Origin of the sequence: Streptomyces sp. NPDC102406 (assembly GCF_044765725.1) — a bacterium.
GTDB lineage: Bacteria > Actinomycetota > Actinomycetes > Streptomycetales > Streptomycetaceae > Streptomyces.
On sequence record NZ_JBIWKP010000009.1, the window covers coordinates 135876 to 152961 of the forward strand.

The window sequence follows — 17086 nt, forward strand, 5'->3', positions numbered from 1 at the left end:
CGGCCCCGGCCGACCGGGGCCGGGCTCACGCGCCTACGCGTCGTACAGGTCGGCCTTGCGCGGCGCCGGGTCCTGGACCAGGCCGCTGAGCACGCTCGAACGGTTGCCGAACTTCTCCGTGTCCACGCCGTGGTCCTCCAGGACCTTGATGGCCGCGGCGTGCACCACGCGCAGCACCGGGGTCGCGGTACGCAGCGCGTCGTCCGCCATGAACCGGTGGCGCCAGGGCTGGTCCGCCCAGGCGTGCCGCAGGCCGAACGGCTCGGGCAGGACGATCCGGCCGCCCAGGTGGTCCAGGAGCGGCGGGTACCAGGTGAGGGGGGCGCGGACCGCGACCCGGACCGCCTCGTCCGCGTCGACCAGCGGGAGCGTCTTCTTGGTCGTCTCCCAGAACCGTATCGACTTGGCGACTTCCTTCGTCTTCGGATCCGGCTTCGAGGTGAACAGGGAGTTGACCGGGCCGAGGGCGTGGCCCGTCACCTCGATGCGCAGCGTCTCGTGCAGCACCGTCACCGTGATCATCATGGTGATGACCAACTGGCCGTCCCAGAGCGTGAACTGCACGCCCAGGTAGTGGCGGTCGCCGCTGCCGAACTGCTGCTCGTTGCAGATCCGCTGTATCTCGTGCGGCTTGATCTGGAACGCGGCGACATCCTCGCCCGTCGGGCGGGCCACACTCTTCGCGTTCTCCCCGATCGGCGTGACGATCCAGTCCTTCACCGACGGCGTCGGGAACCCGCCCGTGTGCAACGGGCCCCGCTCCAGGAGCCGGAGCTGGTCCTGGATCGCGCGGATCACGTCCCAGCTCCGGAACGGATGGATCTCCTTGCCCTCCTCCGCCGACACCAGATCCTCGGCGAGCTGCCAGCTTCCCCACCGCGTGCCCATGCCCAGGATGCCCTTGGGGCCCGCGTAGAAGACCGTGTTCGACTGCTGCTCCGCCGTGAGCTTGGCCAGGTTCTGGCGGAGCTGCTCGGCCGCGGTCTCGCCCGGGCTGCCGGGCACCGCCTCCGGGATCTTCGCGGGGACACCGCCGCCGGAGAGCAGCCCGTCCCACCGCTCACGCAGGTCCTTCGCGGTGCGCTCGCAGATCCGCCGCGCCCAGAGGCCGCCGATGACCGGGGCGACGAACGCGGCCCGCAGGTACCAGGCCCAGAACCCGCCGAAGGGGAGCCGGATGAGCAGGACGACGAGGGCGATGCCGACGACGGTCATGATCGTCATGGCCACGGCGGCACGGCCACGCGCCGCGCGCTCCCGCTTCTTCGCCTCGCCCCGCTCCTTGGCGGACTTGCCCTCGCTCTCCTTGACGACCTTCTCGGCCAGCTCCACGCGCGCGTTGTTCGTACGGCGGATCTGGAACGCCGCCAGCCACAGGAGGAAGCCGGGGAGGAAGAGGACGCCGAAGACCAGGGTCACGATGGTCAGCAGGCTGTCGCGCTGCCGCCTGATCCGGTTCGCGGCCAGACAGTGCTCGACGACGACCTGCGGCTCCGTGCCGAACGACTGGATCAACGGCTTGCGGCCGCCGCCCAGCATCCGCACCTGCACCGCCCGGGAGAACGCCTCACCGAGATTCGGCGCGAACAGCGACCACGTACCCGCCTTCGCCTCGGTCTTGTGCCACTCGTTGTTGGCCTCCTCGATCTTCGAGGCCCGGTCGTCGCGGTACGCGGCCGACGCGATGGCGAAGGTCGCGGCGGTCTGCCCCGCCGAGCCCTGGAGCGGGATCTGCGCCCCGGGCCTGAAATCGAATGCATCGTCCGCCACTGCCGCCCCCATCACCGCACATCATCGCTGCTGCGGCTTTTCCCGACTTCCGCGCCCCGCACACCTGTTGATCAGTTGATCGTCCTGATCCGTCCGATCGTGGACCAGCGTAACGGCCACCACCGACATCCACCCCGACGAAGGCGGAAGCCGGTGGTTCCGGGGACGGCGGCGTCCGGCTACGGCGTGTCCTGCGCCTGTTCGCGGATCCTCTCGCTGAGCTGCGGCGGCATCGGCTCGTGCCGCGCGTACCCGCGGTCGAACCGCGCCGTGCCGTGCGACAGCGACCGCAGATCCACCGCGTACCGCCCGATCTCGATCTCCGGCACCTCGGCCCGTATCAACGTCCGCCCGCCCTGCGCCTGTTCGGTCCCGACGACGCGCCCGCGCCGCCCCGACAGATCGCTCATCACGGCGCCCACGTAGTCGTCGCCGACGAGCACCCGCACCTCGGCCACCGGCTCCAGGAGGTGGATCCTGGCGTCGGCCGCCGCCTCCCGCAGCGCCAGCGCGCCGGCCGTCTGGAACGCCGCGTCCGAGGAGTCCACGGAATGCGCCTTGCCGTCCAGCAGCGTCACCCGGACGTCGATCAGCGGATACCCGGCCGCGACCCCTCGCGCGGCCTGCGCGCGTACGCCCTTCTCCACGGACGGGATGAACTGCCGCGGCACCGCGCCGCCGACCACCCTGTCCACGAACTCGATGCCGGACCCGCCGGGCAGCGGCTCCACCTCGATCTCGCAGATCGCGAACTGCCCGTGCCCGCCGGACTGCTTCACGTGCCGGCCGCGCCCCGCGGACTTCCCCGCGAACGTCTCCCGCAACGAGACCTTGTGCCCGACCACGTCGACCTGCACCCCGTACCGGCTGCGCAGCCGCTCCAGCGCCACGTCCGCGTGCGCCTCGCCCAGACACCACAGCACCACCTGATGGGTGTCCTGGTTCTGTTCGAGCCGCATCGTCGGATCCTCCGCGACCAGCCGCGCGAGCCCCTGCGACAACTTGTCCTCGTCGGCCTTGCTGTGCGCCTGGATGGCGAGCGGCAGCAGAGGCGCCGGCATGTCCCACGGCGCCATCAGGACCGGGTCGTCCTTCGAGGAGAGGGTGTCGCCGGTCTCCGCCCTGTGCAGCTTCGCCACGCACGCGAGATCGCCCGCGATGCAGTGCGTGAGGGTGCGCTGCTGCTTGCCGAACGGCGCCGACAACGCGCCGATCCGCTCGTCCGACTCGTGCAGCGCGCGCGGCTCGTGCGTCCGGTCCACGAGCCCGTGGCCCGACACGTGCACCGTCTCGTCGGGACGCAGGGTGCCCGAGAAGACCCGTACGAGGGAGATCCGGCCCACGTACGGGTCGGACGCGGTCTTCACGACCTCGGCCACCAGCGGTCCGTCCGGATCGCAGCCGTCGACCGTCCGCGCCGCGCCGGAGCGCGCGCTCACCGCGGGCGCCTCGCGCTCCAGGGGCGAGGGGAAACCGCCCGTGATCAGCTCCAGGAGCTCCACCGTGCCGATGCCCTGCCGCGCGCCCTCGGCCGCCGGAGCCGCCGCGAGGACCGGGTGGAAGACGCCCCGGGCGACGGCCCGCTCCAGATCGTCGACCAGCGTCTTGAAGTCGAGCGCCTCCCCGCCCAGATAGCGGTCCATGAGGGTCTCGTCCTCGCTCTCCGCGATGATCCCCTCGATGAGCCGGTCGCGGGCCTCCTCGATGCCCGGCACCTGGTCCTCACCGGGCTCCGACTCCTTGCGCTCACCGGAGGCGTAGTCGTACAGGCGCTGCGAGAGCAGGCCGATCAGACCCGTCACGGGCGCGTGCCCGTCCGCCCCCGCCACGCCGTGCAGCGGCAGGTACAGCGGCAGCACGGCGTCGGGGTCGTCACCGCCGAACACGCGCGCGCAGGTCCGCGTCATCTCCTCGAAGTCCGCGCGCGCCGCCTCCAGATGCGTGACGACGATCGCGCGGGGCATCCCGACCGCCGCGCACTCCTCCCACACCATGCGCGTGGCGCCCGCCATCGTCTCCGGGCTCTCCGCCGCCGAGACGACGAAGAGGGCCGCGTCCGCGGCGCGCAGACCGGCCCTCAACTCCCCGACGAAGTCCGCGTAACCGGGGGTGTCCAGCAGATTGATCTTGTAGCCGCCCCATTCGACGGGAACGAGCGAGAGCTGGACCGAGCGCTGCCGGCGGTGCTCGATCTCGTCGTAGTCGGAGACGCTGGTGCCGTCCTCGACACGGCCCGCCCGGTTGACCGCCCCCGCCGTCAACGCGAGAGCCTCCACCAGAGTCGTCTTGCCCGATCCGCTGTGGCCGACCAGCACCACATTCCGTACGGACGCGGGATGGTCGGCCGTCGCTGCCCTGCCGGCGGCTCCGGGGTGTCCGTTCGCCTTGTCGCCCATACCTTGCCTCCCGGTTGTCGCACGGTGAGGTGGTCCCTGTGGGACGTGAACGACGCGGACACGCTGATCCGCGTGCGGAGGCGGCTTCGGCGACGCCCGCGGTGCCACCGAGCTTTCCACTCCGGTCACTGTGCGTCCATACGTCGTACGGGATCGCACGCGCGCGTGGTGGCCGGGCGGCCGTACCCGTGCGCGCGTGACTACGATGGGCCAGCCGGTGGCCAGAGGGGTCACGCGGCACCGACCCTCGGGAAGGCCATGCTGAACAAGTACGCGCGTGCATTCTTCACGCGTGTCCTCACACCGTTCGCCGCGTTTCTCATCCGTCGCGGGGTCAGCCCCGACACGGTGACGCTCCTCGGCACCGCCGGAGTCGTGGCGGGCGCGCTGGTCTTCTACCCGCGCGGAGAGTTCTTCTGGGGCACCGTCGTCATCACGCTGTTCGTCTTCTCGGACCTCGTCGACGGCAACATGGCGCGCCAGCTCGGCCGCTCCAGCCGCTGGGGCGCCTTCCTCGACTCCACACTCGACCGGGTCGCGGACAGCGCCATCTTCGGTGGCCTCGCCCTCTGGTACGCGGGCTCGGGCAACGACAACGTGCTGTGCGCGGTGTCGATCTTCTGCCTCGCCAGCGGCCAGGTCGTCTCCTACACGAAGGCACGCGGCGAGTCGATCGGCCTGCCCGTCGCCGTCAACGGCCTGGTGGAGCGCGCCGAACGCCTCGTCATCTCGCTGGTCGCCGCCGGCTTCGCGGGCCTGCACAAGTTCGGCGTACCCGGCATTCAGTACCTGCTGCCGGTCGCCCTGTGGATCGTGGCCGTGGGCAGCCTCGTCACACTGATCCAGCGGGTGGTGACCGTCCGCCGGGAATCCGCGGAGGCCGACGCCGCGGCCGCCCGGGAGGAGACCGCCTCGTGAGCGGCGCGCAGGAACGGATGTCGGACGCGCTGTACGGGCTCGGCTGGGCCACGGTGAAGAAGCTCCCGGAACCGGTCGCGACCCGTCTGGGCAGGACGATCGCCGACACCGTGTGGAAACGGCGCGGCAAGGGCGTGCTCCGCCTGGAGGCGAACCTGGCCCGGGTGGTGCCCGACGCGACGCCGCAGCGGCTCGCCGAGCTCTCCAAGGCGGGCATGCGCTCCTACCTGCGCTACTGGATGGAGTCCTTCCGGCTCCCCACCTGGAGCAGGCAGCGCATCAAGGACGGCCTCGACGTCAAGGACCTGCACTACCTCACCGAGGGCCTGGCGGCAGGCAAGGGCGTCGTCCTCGCCCTGCCCCACATGGGCAACTACGACCACGCGGGCGCCTGGGTCACCACCACGCTGGACACCCCCTTCACGACCGTCGCCGAACGCCTCAAGCCCGAGACCCTGTACGACCGTTTCGTCGCCTACCGCGAGGGCCTCGGCATGGAGGTGCTGCCGCACACCGGCGGCGCCGCCTTCGGCATCCTCGCCCGCCGGCTGCGCGCGGGCGGCCTCGTCTGCCTGGTCGCCGACCGCGATCTGTCGTCCACGGGCGTCGAGGTCAAGTTCTTCGGCGAGACGACGCGGATGCCCGCGGGCCCCGCGATGCTCGCCCAGCACACGGGCGCGTTGCTCCTGCCCGTCACCCTCTGGTACGACTCCTCCTCCACCATGCGGGGCCGTGTGCACCCGCCCGTCGACGTACCCGAGACAGGTACGCGCGCCGAGAAGACGTCTGTGATGACACAGGCGCTGGCCGACGCCTTCGCCACGGGAATCGCGGACCATCCGGAGGACTGGCACATGTTGCAACGTCTGTGGCTCGCCGACCTGGAACACGTCGAGGAGCGGTCCGCGTGAGGATCGGAATCGTCTGCCCCTACTCCTGGGACGTGCCGGGCGGCGTCCAGTTCCACATCCGCGATCTGGCGGAGCATCTCATCGCCCTCGGGCACGAGGTCTCCGTCCTCGCCCCGGCGGACGACGAGACCCCCCTGCCGCCGTACGTCGTGTCGGCGGGCCGCGCGGTCCCCGTGCCGTACAACGGCTCGGTCGCGCGCCTCAACTTCGGCTTTCTGAGCGCCGCGCGCGTACGCCGATGGCTGCACGACGGCACGTTCGACGTCATCCACATCCACGAACCGGCCTCGCCCTCCCTCGGCCTGCTCACGTGCTGGGCGGCGCAGGGGCCCATCGTCGCGACCTTCCACACCTCCAACCCCCGCTCACGCGCCATGATCGCCGCGTACCCGATCCTCCAGCCCGCCCTGGAGAAGATCAGTGCCCGCATCGCGGTGAGCGAGTACGCGCGGCGCACCCTCGTGGAACACCTCGGCGGCGACGCCGTGGTCATCCCGAACGGGGTCGACGTCGACTTCTTCGAGCGGGCCGAGCCCAAGGCCGAGTGGCAGGGCGGGACGATCGGTTTCATCGGCCGCATCGACGAACCCCGCAAGGGCCTGCCGGTCCTCATCAAGGCACTGCCGAAGATCCTCGCGGAGCGCCCGCGGACGCGGCTCCTGGTGGCAGGGCGCGGCGACGAGGTGGAGGCCGTCGAGTCGCTGCCCGAGGAGATGCGCGAACGCGTCGAGTTCCTCGGCATGGTCAGCGACGTGGACAAGGCGCGGCTGCTGCGCAGCGTCGATGTGTACGTCGCCCCGAACACCGGCGGCGAGAGCTTCGGGATCATCCTGGTCGAGGCCATGTCGGCGGGCGCCCCCGTGCTCGCCTCCGACCTGGACGCCTTCGCCCAGGTCCTCGACCACGGCGCGGCCGGCGAACTCTTCACGAACGAGGACGCCGACGCGCTGGCCGCCGCCGCGCTGCGCCTGCTCGGCGACCCCGGACGCCGTGCCGAACTGCGCGAGCGCGGCAGCAGACACGTCCGCCGCTTCGACTGGTCGACCGTCGGCGCCGACATCCTCTCGGTCTACGAGACGGTGACGCACGGGGCGACGGTCGTCGCCGCGGACGAACGCACGGGCCTGCGAGCCCGCTTCGGCCTGGCGGCCAGGGACTGACGCCGGCCGGACACCCCCGCGCCGAGGTCCAGGCCCGCCCGGAGCCGCGCGGGCACGTGGCGGGGCACCGGTAACCTTGCCGCCCGTGACCGCCACCCTGATCTGGATCGCCGTAGCCCTCTTCGCGATCGGCCTCTACCTGAGCTGGACCGCGGGGCGCCTGGACCGGCTGCACGCCCGCATCGACGCGGCCCGCGCCGCCCTCGACGCCCAACTCCTGCGCCGGGCCTCCGTCGCCCAGGAACTGGCCACGTCCGGCGTCCTCGACCCGGCCGCGTCGATCGTGCTCTACGAGGCCGCGCACGCCGCCCGGCAGGCCGAGGAGGATCACCGCGAGGTCGCCGAGAGCGAGCTCAGCCAGGCGCTCAGGGCGATCTTCGGCGAGGCCGATCAGGTCGAGGCCGTGCGGGAGGCCCCCGGGGGCGAGGAGGCCGCCGAGGAACTGGCCCAGGCGGTGCGCCGCGTCCCGATGGCCCGCCGCTTCCACAACGACGCGGTCCGCGCGGCCCGCGCCCTGCGCCGCCACCGCACGGTCCGCTGGTTCCGGCTGGCGGGACACGCCCCGTTCCCACTGGCCTTCGAGATGGACGACGAGCCCCCGACGGCTCTCGCCGACCGCCCCACCACCTGACCCCGGGACCCGCGAAAGAGCCACCGCCTACCCATTGGCTCTTGCAGTGGCCTGGTCCCCAGGAGTTACCTCAGTGATGCAGCAAGCCTTCGTCACCGAATGAGGTCACCCGTGTCCACCAGCACCCCGCAGTCCGCAGCGTCCTCCGCTTCTCCCGAGGCCCCCGCCACCGGCACCGCCCGCGTCAAGCGCGGCATGGCCGAGCAGCTCAAGGGCGGCGTGATCATGGACGTCGTCACGCCCGAGCAGGCGAAGATCGCCGAGGACGCGGGCGCCGTCGCCGTCATGGCCCTGGAGCGGGTCCCGGCGGACATCCGCAAGGACGGCGGCGTGGCCCGCATGTCCGACCCGGACATGATCGAGGGCATCATCGAGGCCGTGTCGATCCCGGTGATGGCCAAGTCGCGCATCGGCCACTTCGTCGAGGCCCAGGTCCTCCAGTCCCTCGGCGTCGACTACATCGACGAGTCCGAGGTCCTGACCCCGGCCGACGAGGTCAACCACAGCGACAAGTTCGCCTTCACCACCCCCTTCGTCTGCGGCGCCACCAACCTGGGCGAGGCCCTGCGCCGCATCGCCGAGGGCGCGGCCATGATCCGCTCCAAGGGCGAGGCCGGCACCGGCAACGTCGTCGAGGCGGTGCGCCACCTGCGCCAGATCAAGAACGAGATCGCCCGCCTGCGCGGCTTCGACAACAATGAGCTGTACGCCGCCGCCAAGGACCTGCGCGCCCCCTACGAGCTGGTCAAGGAGGTCGCCGAGCTGGGCAAGCTGCCGGTGGTCCTCTTCTCCGCCGGTGGTGTCGCCACCCCGGCCGACGCCGCGCTCATGCGCCAGCTCGGCGCGGAGGGCGTCTTCGTCGGCTCCGGCATCTTCAAGTCGGGCGACCCGGCCAAGCGCGCCGCCGCCATCGTGAAGGCCACCACCTTCTACGACGACCCCAAGATCATCGCGGACGCCTCCCGCAACCTCGGCGAGGCCATGGTCGGCATCAACTGCGACACCCTGCCCGAGGCCGAGCGCTACGCGAACCGGGGCTGGTAGTCACCATGAGCGACACCCCCGTCATCGGCGTCCTGGCCCTCCAGGGCGACGTACGGGAGCACCTCATCGCCCTGGCCACGGCCGACGCCGTGGCCAGGCCGGTGCGGCGCCCCGAGGAACTGGCCGAGGTCGACGGCCTGGTGGTCCCCGGAGGGGAGTCGACCACCATCTCCAAGCTGGCCGCCCTGTTCGGCCTGCTGGAGCCGCTCCGCGCGCGCGTGCGCGCCGGTCTGCCCGTCTACGGCACCTGCGCGGGCATGATCCTGCTCGCCGACAAGATCCTCGACCCGCGCTCAGGGCAGGAGACCATCGGCGGCATCGACATGATCGTGCGCCGCAACGCCTTCGGGCGACAGAACGAATCCTTCGAAGCGGCGGTCGACGTGCGGGGCGTCGAGGGCGATCCTGTGGAGGGCGTCTTCATCCGGGCCCCCTGGGTGGAGTCCGTGGGCGCGGCCGTGGACGTGCTCGCCGAGCACGAAGGACACATCGTCGCCGTACGCCAGGGCAACGCGCTCGCCACGTCCTTCCACCCGGAACTCACCGGGGACCACCGGCTCCACGCTCTGTTCGTGGACATGGTGCGGGCGAAGGACGCTTCGGGTTCCTTGTAGGATCTGTGCGTTCGTACTGAGGTTGGTTACGCGAAGGAGACAGGCAGATGTCCGGCCACTCTAAATGGGCTACGACGAAGCACAAGAAGGCCGTGATCGACGCCAAGCGCGGCAAGCTCTTCGCGAAGATGATCAAGAACATCGAGGTCGCGGCCCGCACGGGCGGCGCCGACGTGTCCGGTAACCCGACCCTCTTCGACGCCATCCAGAAGGCCAAGAAGAGCTCGGTCCCGAACAAGAACATCGACTCCGCGGTCAAGCGCGGCGCCGGTCTCGAAGCCGGTGGCGCCGACTACGAGACGATCATGTACGAGGGCTACGGCCCGAACGGTGTCGCGGTGCTCATCGAGTGCCTCACCGACAACCGCAACCGCGCCGCCTCCGACGTCCGCGTCGCCATGACCCGCAACGGCGGCAGCATGGCCGACCCGGGCTCGGTGTCGTACCTGTTCCACCGCAAGGGCGTCGTCGTCGTCCCCAAGGGCGAGCTGACCGAGGACGACGTCCTGGGCGCCGTGCTCGACGCGGGCGCCGAGGAGGTCAACGACCTGGGCGAGTCCTTCGAGGTGCTCTCCGAGGCCACCGACCTGGTCGCGGTCCGCACCGCCCTCCAGGAGGCCGGCATCGACTACGACTCGGCCGACGCCAACTTCGTCCCGACCATGCAGGTCGAGCTGGACGAGGAGGGCGCGCGCAAGATCTTCAAGCTGATCGACGCCCTCGAGGACAGCGACGACGTGCAGAACGTCTTCGCCAACTTCGACGTCTCCGACGAGGTCATGGAGAAGGTCGACGCCTGACGCGACACCAGCGGCGGGCCGACGGGACACACCCCGTCGGCCCGCCGCTTTGTCAGTGACAGCCGATAGCCTGCGGGAACAGGCAATCGAAGGTGGGGGAGCGGCGTGCGCGTACTGGGCGTGGACCCGGGGCTGACCCGGTGCGGTGTCGGCGTGGTCGAGGGCGTCGCGGGCCGGCCCCTGACGATGCGCGGCGTCGGCGTCGTCCGCACGCCCGCGGACGCCGAGCTGGGCAGCCGCCTGGTCGCCATCGAGCAGGGCATCGAGCGGTGGCTCGACGAGTACCGGCCCGAACTCCTCGCCGTGGAGCGGGTGTTCAGCCAGCACAACGTGCGTACGGTCATGGGGACCGCCCAGGCCAGCGCCGTCGCCATGCTGTGCGCGGCGCGCCGCGGCATCCCCGTCGCCCTGCACACCCCCAGCGAGGTCAAGGCCGCCGTCACCGGCAGCGGCCGCGCCGACAAGGCCCAGGTCGGCGCCATGGTGACCCGGCTCCTGCGGCTCGACGCGCCGCCCAAGCCGGCCGACGCCGCCGACGCGCTCGCCCTCGCCATCTGCCACATCTGGCGCGCCCCCGCGCAGAACCGACTCCAGCAAGCCGTGGCGCTGCACGCGGCTCAAGCAGCTCACGCATCGAAAGGCCGTACCGCATGATCGCCTTCGTCAGCGGCTCCGTCGCCGCCCTCGCCCCCGACGCCGCGGTGGTCGAGGTCGGCGGTGTCGGCATGGCCGTTCAGTGCACGCCGAACACCCTGTCCACGCTCCGGGTCGGCCAGCAGGCCAAGCTCGCCACCTCCCTCGTCGTACGGGAGGACTCGCTCACCCTGTACGGCTTCGCGGACGACGACGAGAAGCAGACGTTCGAGCTGCTCCAGACCGCCAGCGGCGTCGGCCCGCGCCTCGCCCAGGCCATGCTCGCCGTGCACAGCCCCGACGCCCTGCGCCGCGCCGTCTCCACCGGCGACGAGAAGGCGCTCACCGCGGTCCCCGGCATCGGCAAGAAGGGTGCCCAGAAGCTGCTCCTGGAGCTGAAGGACCGTCTCGGCGAGCCCCTCGGCACCGGCGGCCCCGCTCTCGGCACCGCCGTCACCAGCGGCTGGCGCGACCAACTGCACGCCGCGCTCATCGGCCTCGGGTACGCCACCCGGGAGGCAGACGAGGCGGTCACGGCGGTCACCCCGCAGGCCGAGGCGGCCGAGGGCGCACCGCAGGTGGGGCAGCTCCTCAAGGCGGCCCTGCAGACCCTGAACCGCACCCGCTAGCCGCCCGCCCCGAACCGCCCCCTTCCCGAACCGCAACGCGAGGCACACGTAATGAACTGGGACGACCCGACCGACGCGGCGCCGGACCCCGAACGCCTTGTGGACTCCGTCGCCGACCGCGAGGACCAGGCCGTCGAGGCGGCGCTGCGCCCCAAGGACCTGGGCGAGTTCATCGGCCAGGAGAAGGTCAGGGAACAGCTCGACCTGGTCCTGCGGGCCGCCCGCGCGCGCGGGGCCACCGCCGACCACGTCCTGCTCTCCGGCGCCCCCGGCCTCGGCAAGACCACCCTCTCCATGATCATCGCAGCGGAGATGGGCGCCCCGATCCGCATCACCTCGGGCCCCGCCATCCAGCACGCCGGTGACCTCGCCGCGATCCTCTCCTCCCTCCAGGAGGGCGAGGTCCTCTTCCTCGACGAGATCCACCGCATGTCCCGGCCCGCCGAGGAGATGCTCTACATGGCGATGGAGGACTTCCGCGTCGACGTCATCGTCGGCAAGGGGCCGGGCGCCACCGCCATCCCCCTCGAACTGCCCCCGTTCACCCTGGTCGGCGCCACCACGCGCGCGGGCCTCCTGCCGCCCCCGCTGCGCGACCGCTTCGGCTTCACCGCACACATGGAGTTCTACGAGCCGGCCGAGCTGGAGCGGGTCATCCACCGCTCCGCGCACCTCCTCGACCTGGAGATCGACACCGAGGGGGCCGCGGAGATCGCCGGGCGCTCCCGCGGCACCCCGCGCATCGCCAACCGGCTGCTGCGCCGCGTCCGTGACTACGCGCAGGTCAAGGCCGACGGGCGAATCGACCGGGACATCGCCGCCGCCGCGCTCGCCGTGTACGAGGTGGACGGCCGCGGCCTCGACCGCCTCGACCGCGCCGTCCTGGAGGCCCTGCTCAAGCTGTTCGGCGGCGGTCCCGTCGGCCTGTCGACGCTCTCCGTCGCGGTGGGGGAGGAGCGCGAGACGGTCGAGGAGGTCGCCGAGCCCTTCCTCGTACGCGAGGGACTTCTGGCGCGCACGCCCAGGGGCCGGGTCGCCACCCCCGCCGCCTGGGCCCACCTGGGTCTCACCCCGCCCCAGGGAAGAACGGGCGCAACCGGACAAGGGGACCTCTTCGGGGCGTGACGGCGCGGGTACTCGCCGGGCCTGGAACCCCGGTGCCATGCTGAGCGTTGTTCCCACAGTGCGGACTCGCTTAGACTCCGCCGACGGTCGCCTTTTGGGCGACGGTGCACCCCCAAACCCAACAAGGCCGCTTTGTTCGACGCGGTCGCCTGAAGGAAGTTCCCACCCGTGAGTCTCGTGACCCTCCTCCCGTTCATCGTGCTCATCGGGGCCATGTTCCTGATGACCCGGTCCGCCAAGAAGAAGCAGCAGGCGGCCGCATCGATGCGCAATGACATGCAGCCCGGTTCCGGCGTCCGCACGATCGGGGGCATGTACGCCACGGTCAAGGAGGTCAACGAGGACACGGTCCTCCTGGACGCCGGCCCCGGCGTCCACCTCATGTTCGCGAAGAACGCGATCGGCGCCGTGCTCTCCGACGACGAGTACAACCGCATCGTCCACGGTGTGGAAGCCACGGAGGACGACGAGGCGACCGACACCCCCCTCGTGCCGGACGACGCGTCCTCCCTCACCGCGACCGACGAGACCGCCGCCGCTGACGACTCGCGCGTCGACCTCGGCAAGAACGAGGCGGCCGAGGCCGGCCCGGCCGCCGAGCCCGTCGCCGACGGCGACAAGGCCGCCGATGCGGAGCCGAAGAAGACCGACGGCGAGTCCGACGCGAAGTAGTCACGACCGGAGCCGCGGGGCGACCGCTTGCGTCGCCGCGGTTCCGTCTCGTGCGGCACCCGCGTGGATTCTCGACCATTTCATGGCCGTCCGGTCAATCTCGGGCACGAACCCCCGATGCCGGACGGATGGAGAGGGAGTACGAGAAGGTGGCCACACCTACCAAGAGCCGAGGGGCAGGCGCACAGAGCAAGCCCGGCCGTGCTCTGAGCCTGATCGTGATCATCATGGTGGCGCTCGTCGGGGGGATGTTCCTCTCCGGTACGTTCACGCCGCGCCTCGGCATCGACCTCGCGGGCGGCACCAGCATCACGCTGGAGGCCAAGAACGAGCCGGGCCAGCCCAACGCGATCAACAAGACCAACATGGACACCGCGGCGGACATCATCAACCGCCGTGTCAACGGCATGGGTGTCTCCGAGGCCGAGGTCCAGACGCAGGGCAACAACAACATCATCGTCAACATCCCCCGGGGCACGAACCAGAAGCAGGCGCGTGAGCAGGTCGGCACGACCGCTCAGCTCTACTTCCGCCCCGTGCTGACGGTGGCCGCGGGCGCCCCCACGGGCAACCCCTCCGCGAGCCCGTCCCCGAGCGCCTCGGCCCCGGACAAGGCGACCGACAAGAGCACGGACAAGGCGACCGACAAGGCGACCGACAAGGCTTCGTCCACGCCGTCCGCCGGTGCCACCTCCCAGGGCCGCGCCGTCAGCGACGCCCTGAAGGCCGACGCCACGCCGAGCGCCTCCGCGAGCGACAAGGCGGACGACAAGGCCTCCCCGACGCCGTCCGCGAGCGCGTCCGCCGACCCGGCGACCGCCGCGCTGCAGAAGAAGTTCACGGACCTCGACTGCACCGACAAGGCGGCCCGGACGAAGGTCAACGAGGGCGCCAAGCCGGCCGACACCATCGTCGCGTGCGGCAAGGACTCGCAGGGCCAGTGGGAGAAGTACATCCTCGGCCCCTCCGAGGTGAACGGCAAGGACGTCAAGAAGGCCCAGGCGACCATCAACCAGCAGTCCGGCGCGTGGGTCGTCAACATGGACTTCACGGGCGGCGGCTCGAAGAAGTTCGCGGCGACGACCAGCAAGCTCAAGGACCAGCAGTCGCCGATGAACCAGTTCGCCATCGTGCTCGACGGCGACGTGGTCTCCGCCCCCAGCGTCAGCTCGACGCTGAGCGCCAACGCCGAGATCTCCGGCAGCTTCACCCAGGAATCCGCCCAGGACCTGGCCAACGTGCTGTCATACGGCGCCCTGCCGCTCACCTTCCACGAGCAGAGCGTCACCACGGTGACCGCGGCCCTCGGCGGTGAGCAGCTCCACGCCGGTCTGATCGCGGGCGCCATCGGCCTCGCCCTGGTCGTCATCTACCTGGTGCTCTACTACCGGGGCCTGTCGTTCATCGCCCTGGCCTCGCTTGTCGCCTCCGGCATCCTCACGTACACGCTCATGACCCTGCTCGGCCCTGCCATCGGCTTCGCGCTGAACCTGCCGGCCGTCTGCGGTGCGATCGTGGCCATCGGTATCACCGCGGACTCGTTCATCGTGTTCTTCGAACGGATCCGGGACGAGATCCGCGAGGGCCGCTCCGTGCGGCCCGCCGTCGAGCGTGCCTGGCCGCGCGCCCGGCGCACGATCCTCGTCTCCGACTTCGTGTCGTTCCTCGCGGCCGCGGTGCTCTACATCGTGACCGTCGGCAAGGTCCAGGGCTTCGCGTTCACGCTCGGCCTGACCACCCTGCTCGACGTCGTCGTCGTCTTCCTCTTCACGAAGCCGCTGATGACGCTCATGGCCCGCAGGAAGTTCTTCGCCGGTGGACACAAGTGGTCGGGTCTCGACCCCAAGGGCCTCGGTGTCCAGCCCCCGCTGCGCCGGAGCTCCACCCGCCGTGCCACCGCCGGCCCTGTCGACCCGAAGGAGGCGTGAGATGTCGAAGCTCGGCAATCTCGGTGCCAGGCTCCACCGCGGTGAGGTCGGCTACGACTTCATCGGCAAGCGCAAGATCTGGTACGGCGTCTCCATCCTCATCACCATCACGGCCATCCTGGGTCTCGGGGTCCGCGGCCTGAACATGGGCATCGACTTCGAGGGCGGCGCCGTCTTCACGACGCCCAAGACCAGCGTCTCGGCCGCCAAGGCGGAGGAGTACGCGGAGAAGGCGTCCGGTCACGACGCGATCGTGCAGGAGCTCGGCACGGGCGGCCTGCGCATCCAGATCGCGGGCATCGACACCGGCAAGTCGGACCAGATCGCGGACGAGCTGTCCAAGGACATGGGCATCGACGCCAACAAGATCAACGCCGATCTGGTCGGCCCCAGTTGGGGTGACACGATCGCCAACAAGGCCTGGCAGGGCCTGGCCATCTTCATGGTCCTGGTCGTGATCTATCTGGCGATCGCCTTCGAGTGGCGCATGGCGGTCGCGGCGCTCGTCGCCCTGATCCACGACATCACCATCACCGTCGGGATCTACGCCCTGGTGGGCTTCGAGGTCACGCCGGGCACGGTGATCGGTCTGCTCACGATCCTCGGTTACTCGCTCTACGACACGGTCGTCGTCTTCGACTCGCTCAAGGAGCAGACGAAGGGCATCGAGAAGCAGACCCGCTGGACCTACAGCGACATCGCGAACCGGTCGATCAACAGCACCCTGGTGCGCTCGATCAACACCACGGTCGTGGCGCTCCTGCCCGTCGCGGGCCTGCTGTTCATCGGCGGCGGCTTCCTCGGCGCCGGCATGCTGAACGACATCTCGCTGTCGCTCTTCGTCGGCCTTGCCGCCGGTGCGTACTCGTCGATCTTCATCGCCACTCCGCTCGTCGCCGACCTCAAGGAACGCGACCCGAAGATGAAGGCCCTCAAGAAGCGGGTGCTCGCCAAGCGGGCCTCCGCGGCGGCACAGCCCGACACCGCCGCCCTCGTGGGCCACCAGGCGGACGGCGGACCGCAGAGCGAGCCGGAGGACGCCGCCCCCGCGGGCGCGGGCCCGCGCAACCAGCCGTCCCGCAACCGCGGTCGCGGCCGCCCCTCGGGCAAGCGCCGCTGACCCGGCCACCGCATCGCGTCACACGGGCGCCAGGAGCCGACCAGGCTCCTGGCGCCCGCGCCGTTCCTGCCGGGGAACGGCTGCTAGGGTTTCGACCGCGCGAAACCGCCGCACACTCGTCGAAAATCCCCGCACACACGCCCTGAGGTGCAGAAATGACCGACATCCAGGAACTGCTCCTCAGCCGTATCCGCGACGTTCCCGACTACCCGCAGCCCGGGGTGATGTTCAAGGACATCACCCCGCTCCTCGCGGACCCGGCGGCCTTCACGGCCCTCACCGACGCGCTCGCCGAGCTGTGCGTGCGACGCGGCGCCACCAAGGTCGTCGGCCTGGAGGCGCGCGGCTTCATCCTGGGCGCCCCCGTCGCCGTCCGCGCGGGCCTCGGCTTCATCCCCGTACGCAAGGCGGGCAAGCTCCCCGGCGCGACGCTCTCGCAGTCCTACGACCTGGAGTACGGGTCCGCCGAGATCGAGGTCCACGCCGAGGACCTGGCGGTCGGCGACCGCGTCATGGTCATCGACGACGTGCTGGCCACCGGCGGCACCGCCGAGGCCGCCCTGCACCTGATCCGCCGGGCCGGCGCCGAGATCGCGGGCGTGGCCGTCCTGATGGAACTCGGCTTCCTGCCCGGCCGCGCACGCGTGGAACCGGCGCTCGGAGGCGCCCCGCTGGACGCCCTCCTGGCCGTCTAGGCCCCCGGAACACGGCCTTGGAGGCGGGCCCGGCGGAATC

At 71.0% G+C, this 17086-nt stretch carries 16 protein-coding genes; 14 read left to right on the top strand and 2 right to left on the bottom strand.

Annotated elements, in window-relative coordinates; translation table 11 throughout:
• Positions 1-33: 33 nt before the first annotated feature.
• Together ACIRF8_RS29545 and ACIRF8_RS29550 are read right to left on the bottom strand one after the other, a co-directional pair.
• Positions 34-1782, bottom strand: a complete 1749-nt coding sequence (locus ACIRF8_RS29545) for a hypothetical protein (RefSeq protein WP_404219619.1) — start codon at positions 1780-1782, stop codon at positions 34-36.
• A gap of 167 nt (positions 1783-1949) precedes the next feature.
• Positions 1950-4166, bottom strand: coding sequence for an elongation factor G-like protein EF-G2 (locus ACIRF8_RS29550; protein WP_404219621.1), 2217 nt, complete (start codon positions 4164-4166; stop codon positions 1950-1952).
• Between the two features lie 258 nt (positions 4167-4424).
• Here ACIRF8_RS29550 and pgsA point away from each other — a divergent pair, with 258 nt between their 5' ends.
• The 14 genes from pgsA (at position 4425) to ACIRF8_RS29620 (ending at position 17046) form a co-directional block, all read left to right on the top strand.
• Entirely contained in the window at positions 4425-5084 is a 660-nt protein-coding gene (gene pgsA, locus ACIRF8_RS29555) for a phosphatidylinositol phosphate synthase (protein WP_404219623.1), read from the top strand.
• Positions 5085-5101: 17 nt separating this feature from the next.
• Complete coding sequence (locus tag ACIRF8_RS29560) at positions 5102-5995, top strand: phosphatidylinositol mannoside acyltransferase (protein ID WP_404219865.1); 894 nt, start codon at positions 5102-5104, stop codon at positions 5993-5995.
• Entirely contained in the window at positions 5992-7155 is a 1164-nt protein-coding gene (locus ACIRF8_RS29565) for a glycosyltransferase family 4 protein (RefSeq protein ID WP_404219625.1), read from the top strand. Before ACIRF8_RS29560 ends, ACIRF8_RS29565 begins: the two co-directional genes overlap by 4 nt.
• An 85-nt stretch (positions 7156-7240) precedes the next feature.
• Positions 7241-7786: a hypothetical protein gene (locus ACIRF8_RS29570; protein WP_404219627.1), complete on the top strand. Its 546-nt coding sequence runs from the start codon at positions 7241-7243 to the stop codon at positions 7784-7786.
• Positions 7787-7885: 99 nt separating this feature from the next.
• Positions 7886-8830, top strand: coding sequence for a pyridoxal 5'-phosphate synthase lyase subunit PdxS (gene pdxS / locus ACIRF8_RS29575; RefSeq protein ID WP_404219629.1), 945 nt, complete (start codon positions 7886-7888; stop codon positions 8828-8830).
• A 5-nt stretch (positions 8831-8835) separates the two neighbouring features.
• A complete protein-coding gene (pdxT, locus tag ACIRF8_RS29580; RefSeq protein ID WP_404219631.1) occupies positions 8836-9444 on the top strand; it encodes a pyridoxal 5'-phosphate synthase glutaminase subunit PdxT in 609 nt (202 codons plus the stop codon).
• 47 nt (positions 9445-9491) lie between these two features.
• Complete coding sequence (locus ACIRF8_RS29585; protein ID WP_404219633.1) at positions 9492-10244, top strand: YebC/PmpR family DNA-binding transcriptional regulator; 753 nt, start codon at positions 9492-9494, stop codon at positions 10242-10244.
• A 105-nt stretch (positions 10245-10349) separates the two neighbouring features.
• Positions 10350-10898 (top strand): crossover junction endodeoxyribonuclease RuvC, encoded by a 549-nt coding sequence (gene ruvC, locus ACIRF8_RS29590; protein WP_404219635.1) that lies wholly within the window; start codon positions 10350-10352, stop codon positions 10896-10898.
• A complete protein-coding gene (gene ruvA / locus ACIRF8_RS29595) occupies positions 10895-11506 on the top strand; it encodes a Holliday junction branch migration protein RuvA (protein WP_404219637.1) in 612 nt (203 codons plus the stop codon). The genes ruvC and ruvA overlap by 4 nt, the downstream gene beginning before the upstream one ends.
• A 51-nt stretch (positions 11507-11557) precedes the next feature.
• Positions 11558-12631, top strand: coding sequence for a Holliday junction branch migration DNA helicase RuvB (ruvB, locus tag ACIRF8_RS29600; protein ID WP_404219639.1), 1074 nt, complete (start codon positions 11558-11560; stop codon positions 12629-12631).
• Positions 12632-12799: 168 nt separating this feature from the next.
• Positions 12800-13303 carry a preprotein translocase subunit YajC gene (yajC, locus tag ACIRF8_RS29605; protein ID WP_404219641.1) on the top strand — a complete coding sequence of 168 codons (504 nt, stop codon included), beginning with the start codon at positions 12800-12802 and terminating at the stop codon, positions 13301-13303.
• Between the two features lie 149 nt (positions 13304-13452).
• Positions 13453-15231 carry a protein translocase subunit SecD gene (secD, locus tag ACIRF8_RS29610; protein WP_404219642.1) on the top strand — a complete coding sequence of 593 codons (1779 nt, stop codon included), beginning with the start codon at positions 13453-13455 and terminating at the stop codon, positions 15229-15231.
• 1 nt (position 15232) lies between these two features.
• Positions 15233-16351, top strand: a complete 1119-nt coding sequence (gene secF, locus ACIRF8_RS29615) for a protein translocase subunit SecF (protein ID WP_404219643.1) — start codon at positions 15233-15235, stop codon at positions 16349-16351.
• 155 nt (positions 16352-16506) lie between these two features.
• On the top strand, positions 16507-17046 hold the full coding sequence (locus ACIRF8_RS29620) for an adenine phosphoribosyltransferase (protein ID WP_404219644.1): 540 nt from the start codon (positions 16507-16509) through the stop codon (positions 17044-17046).
• Positions 17047-17086: the final 40 nt, after the last annotated feature.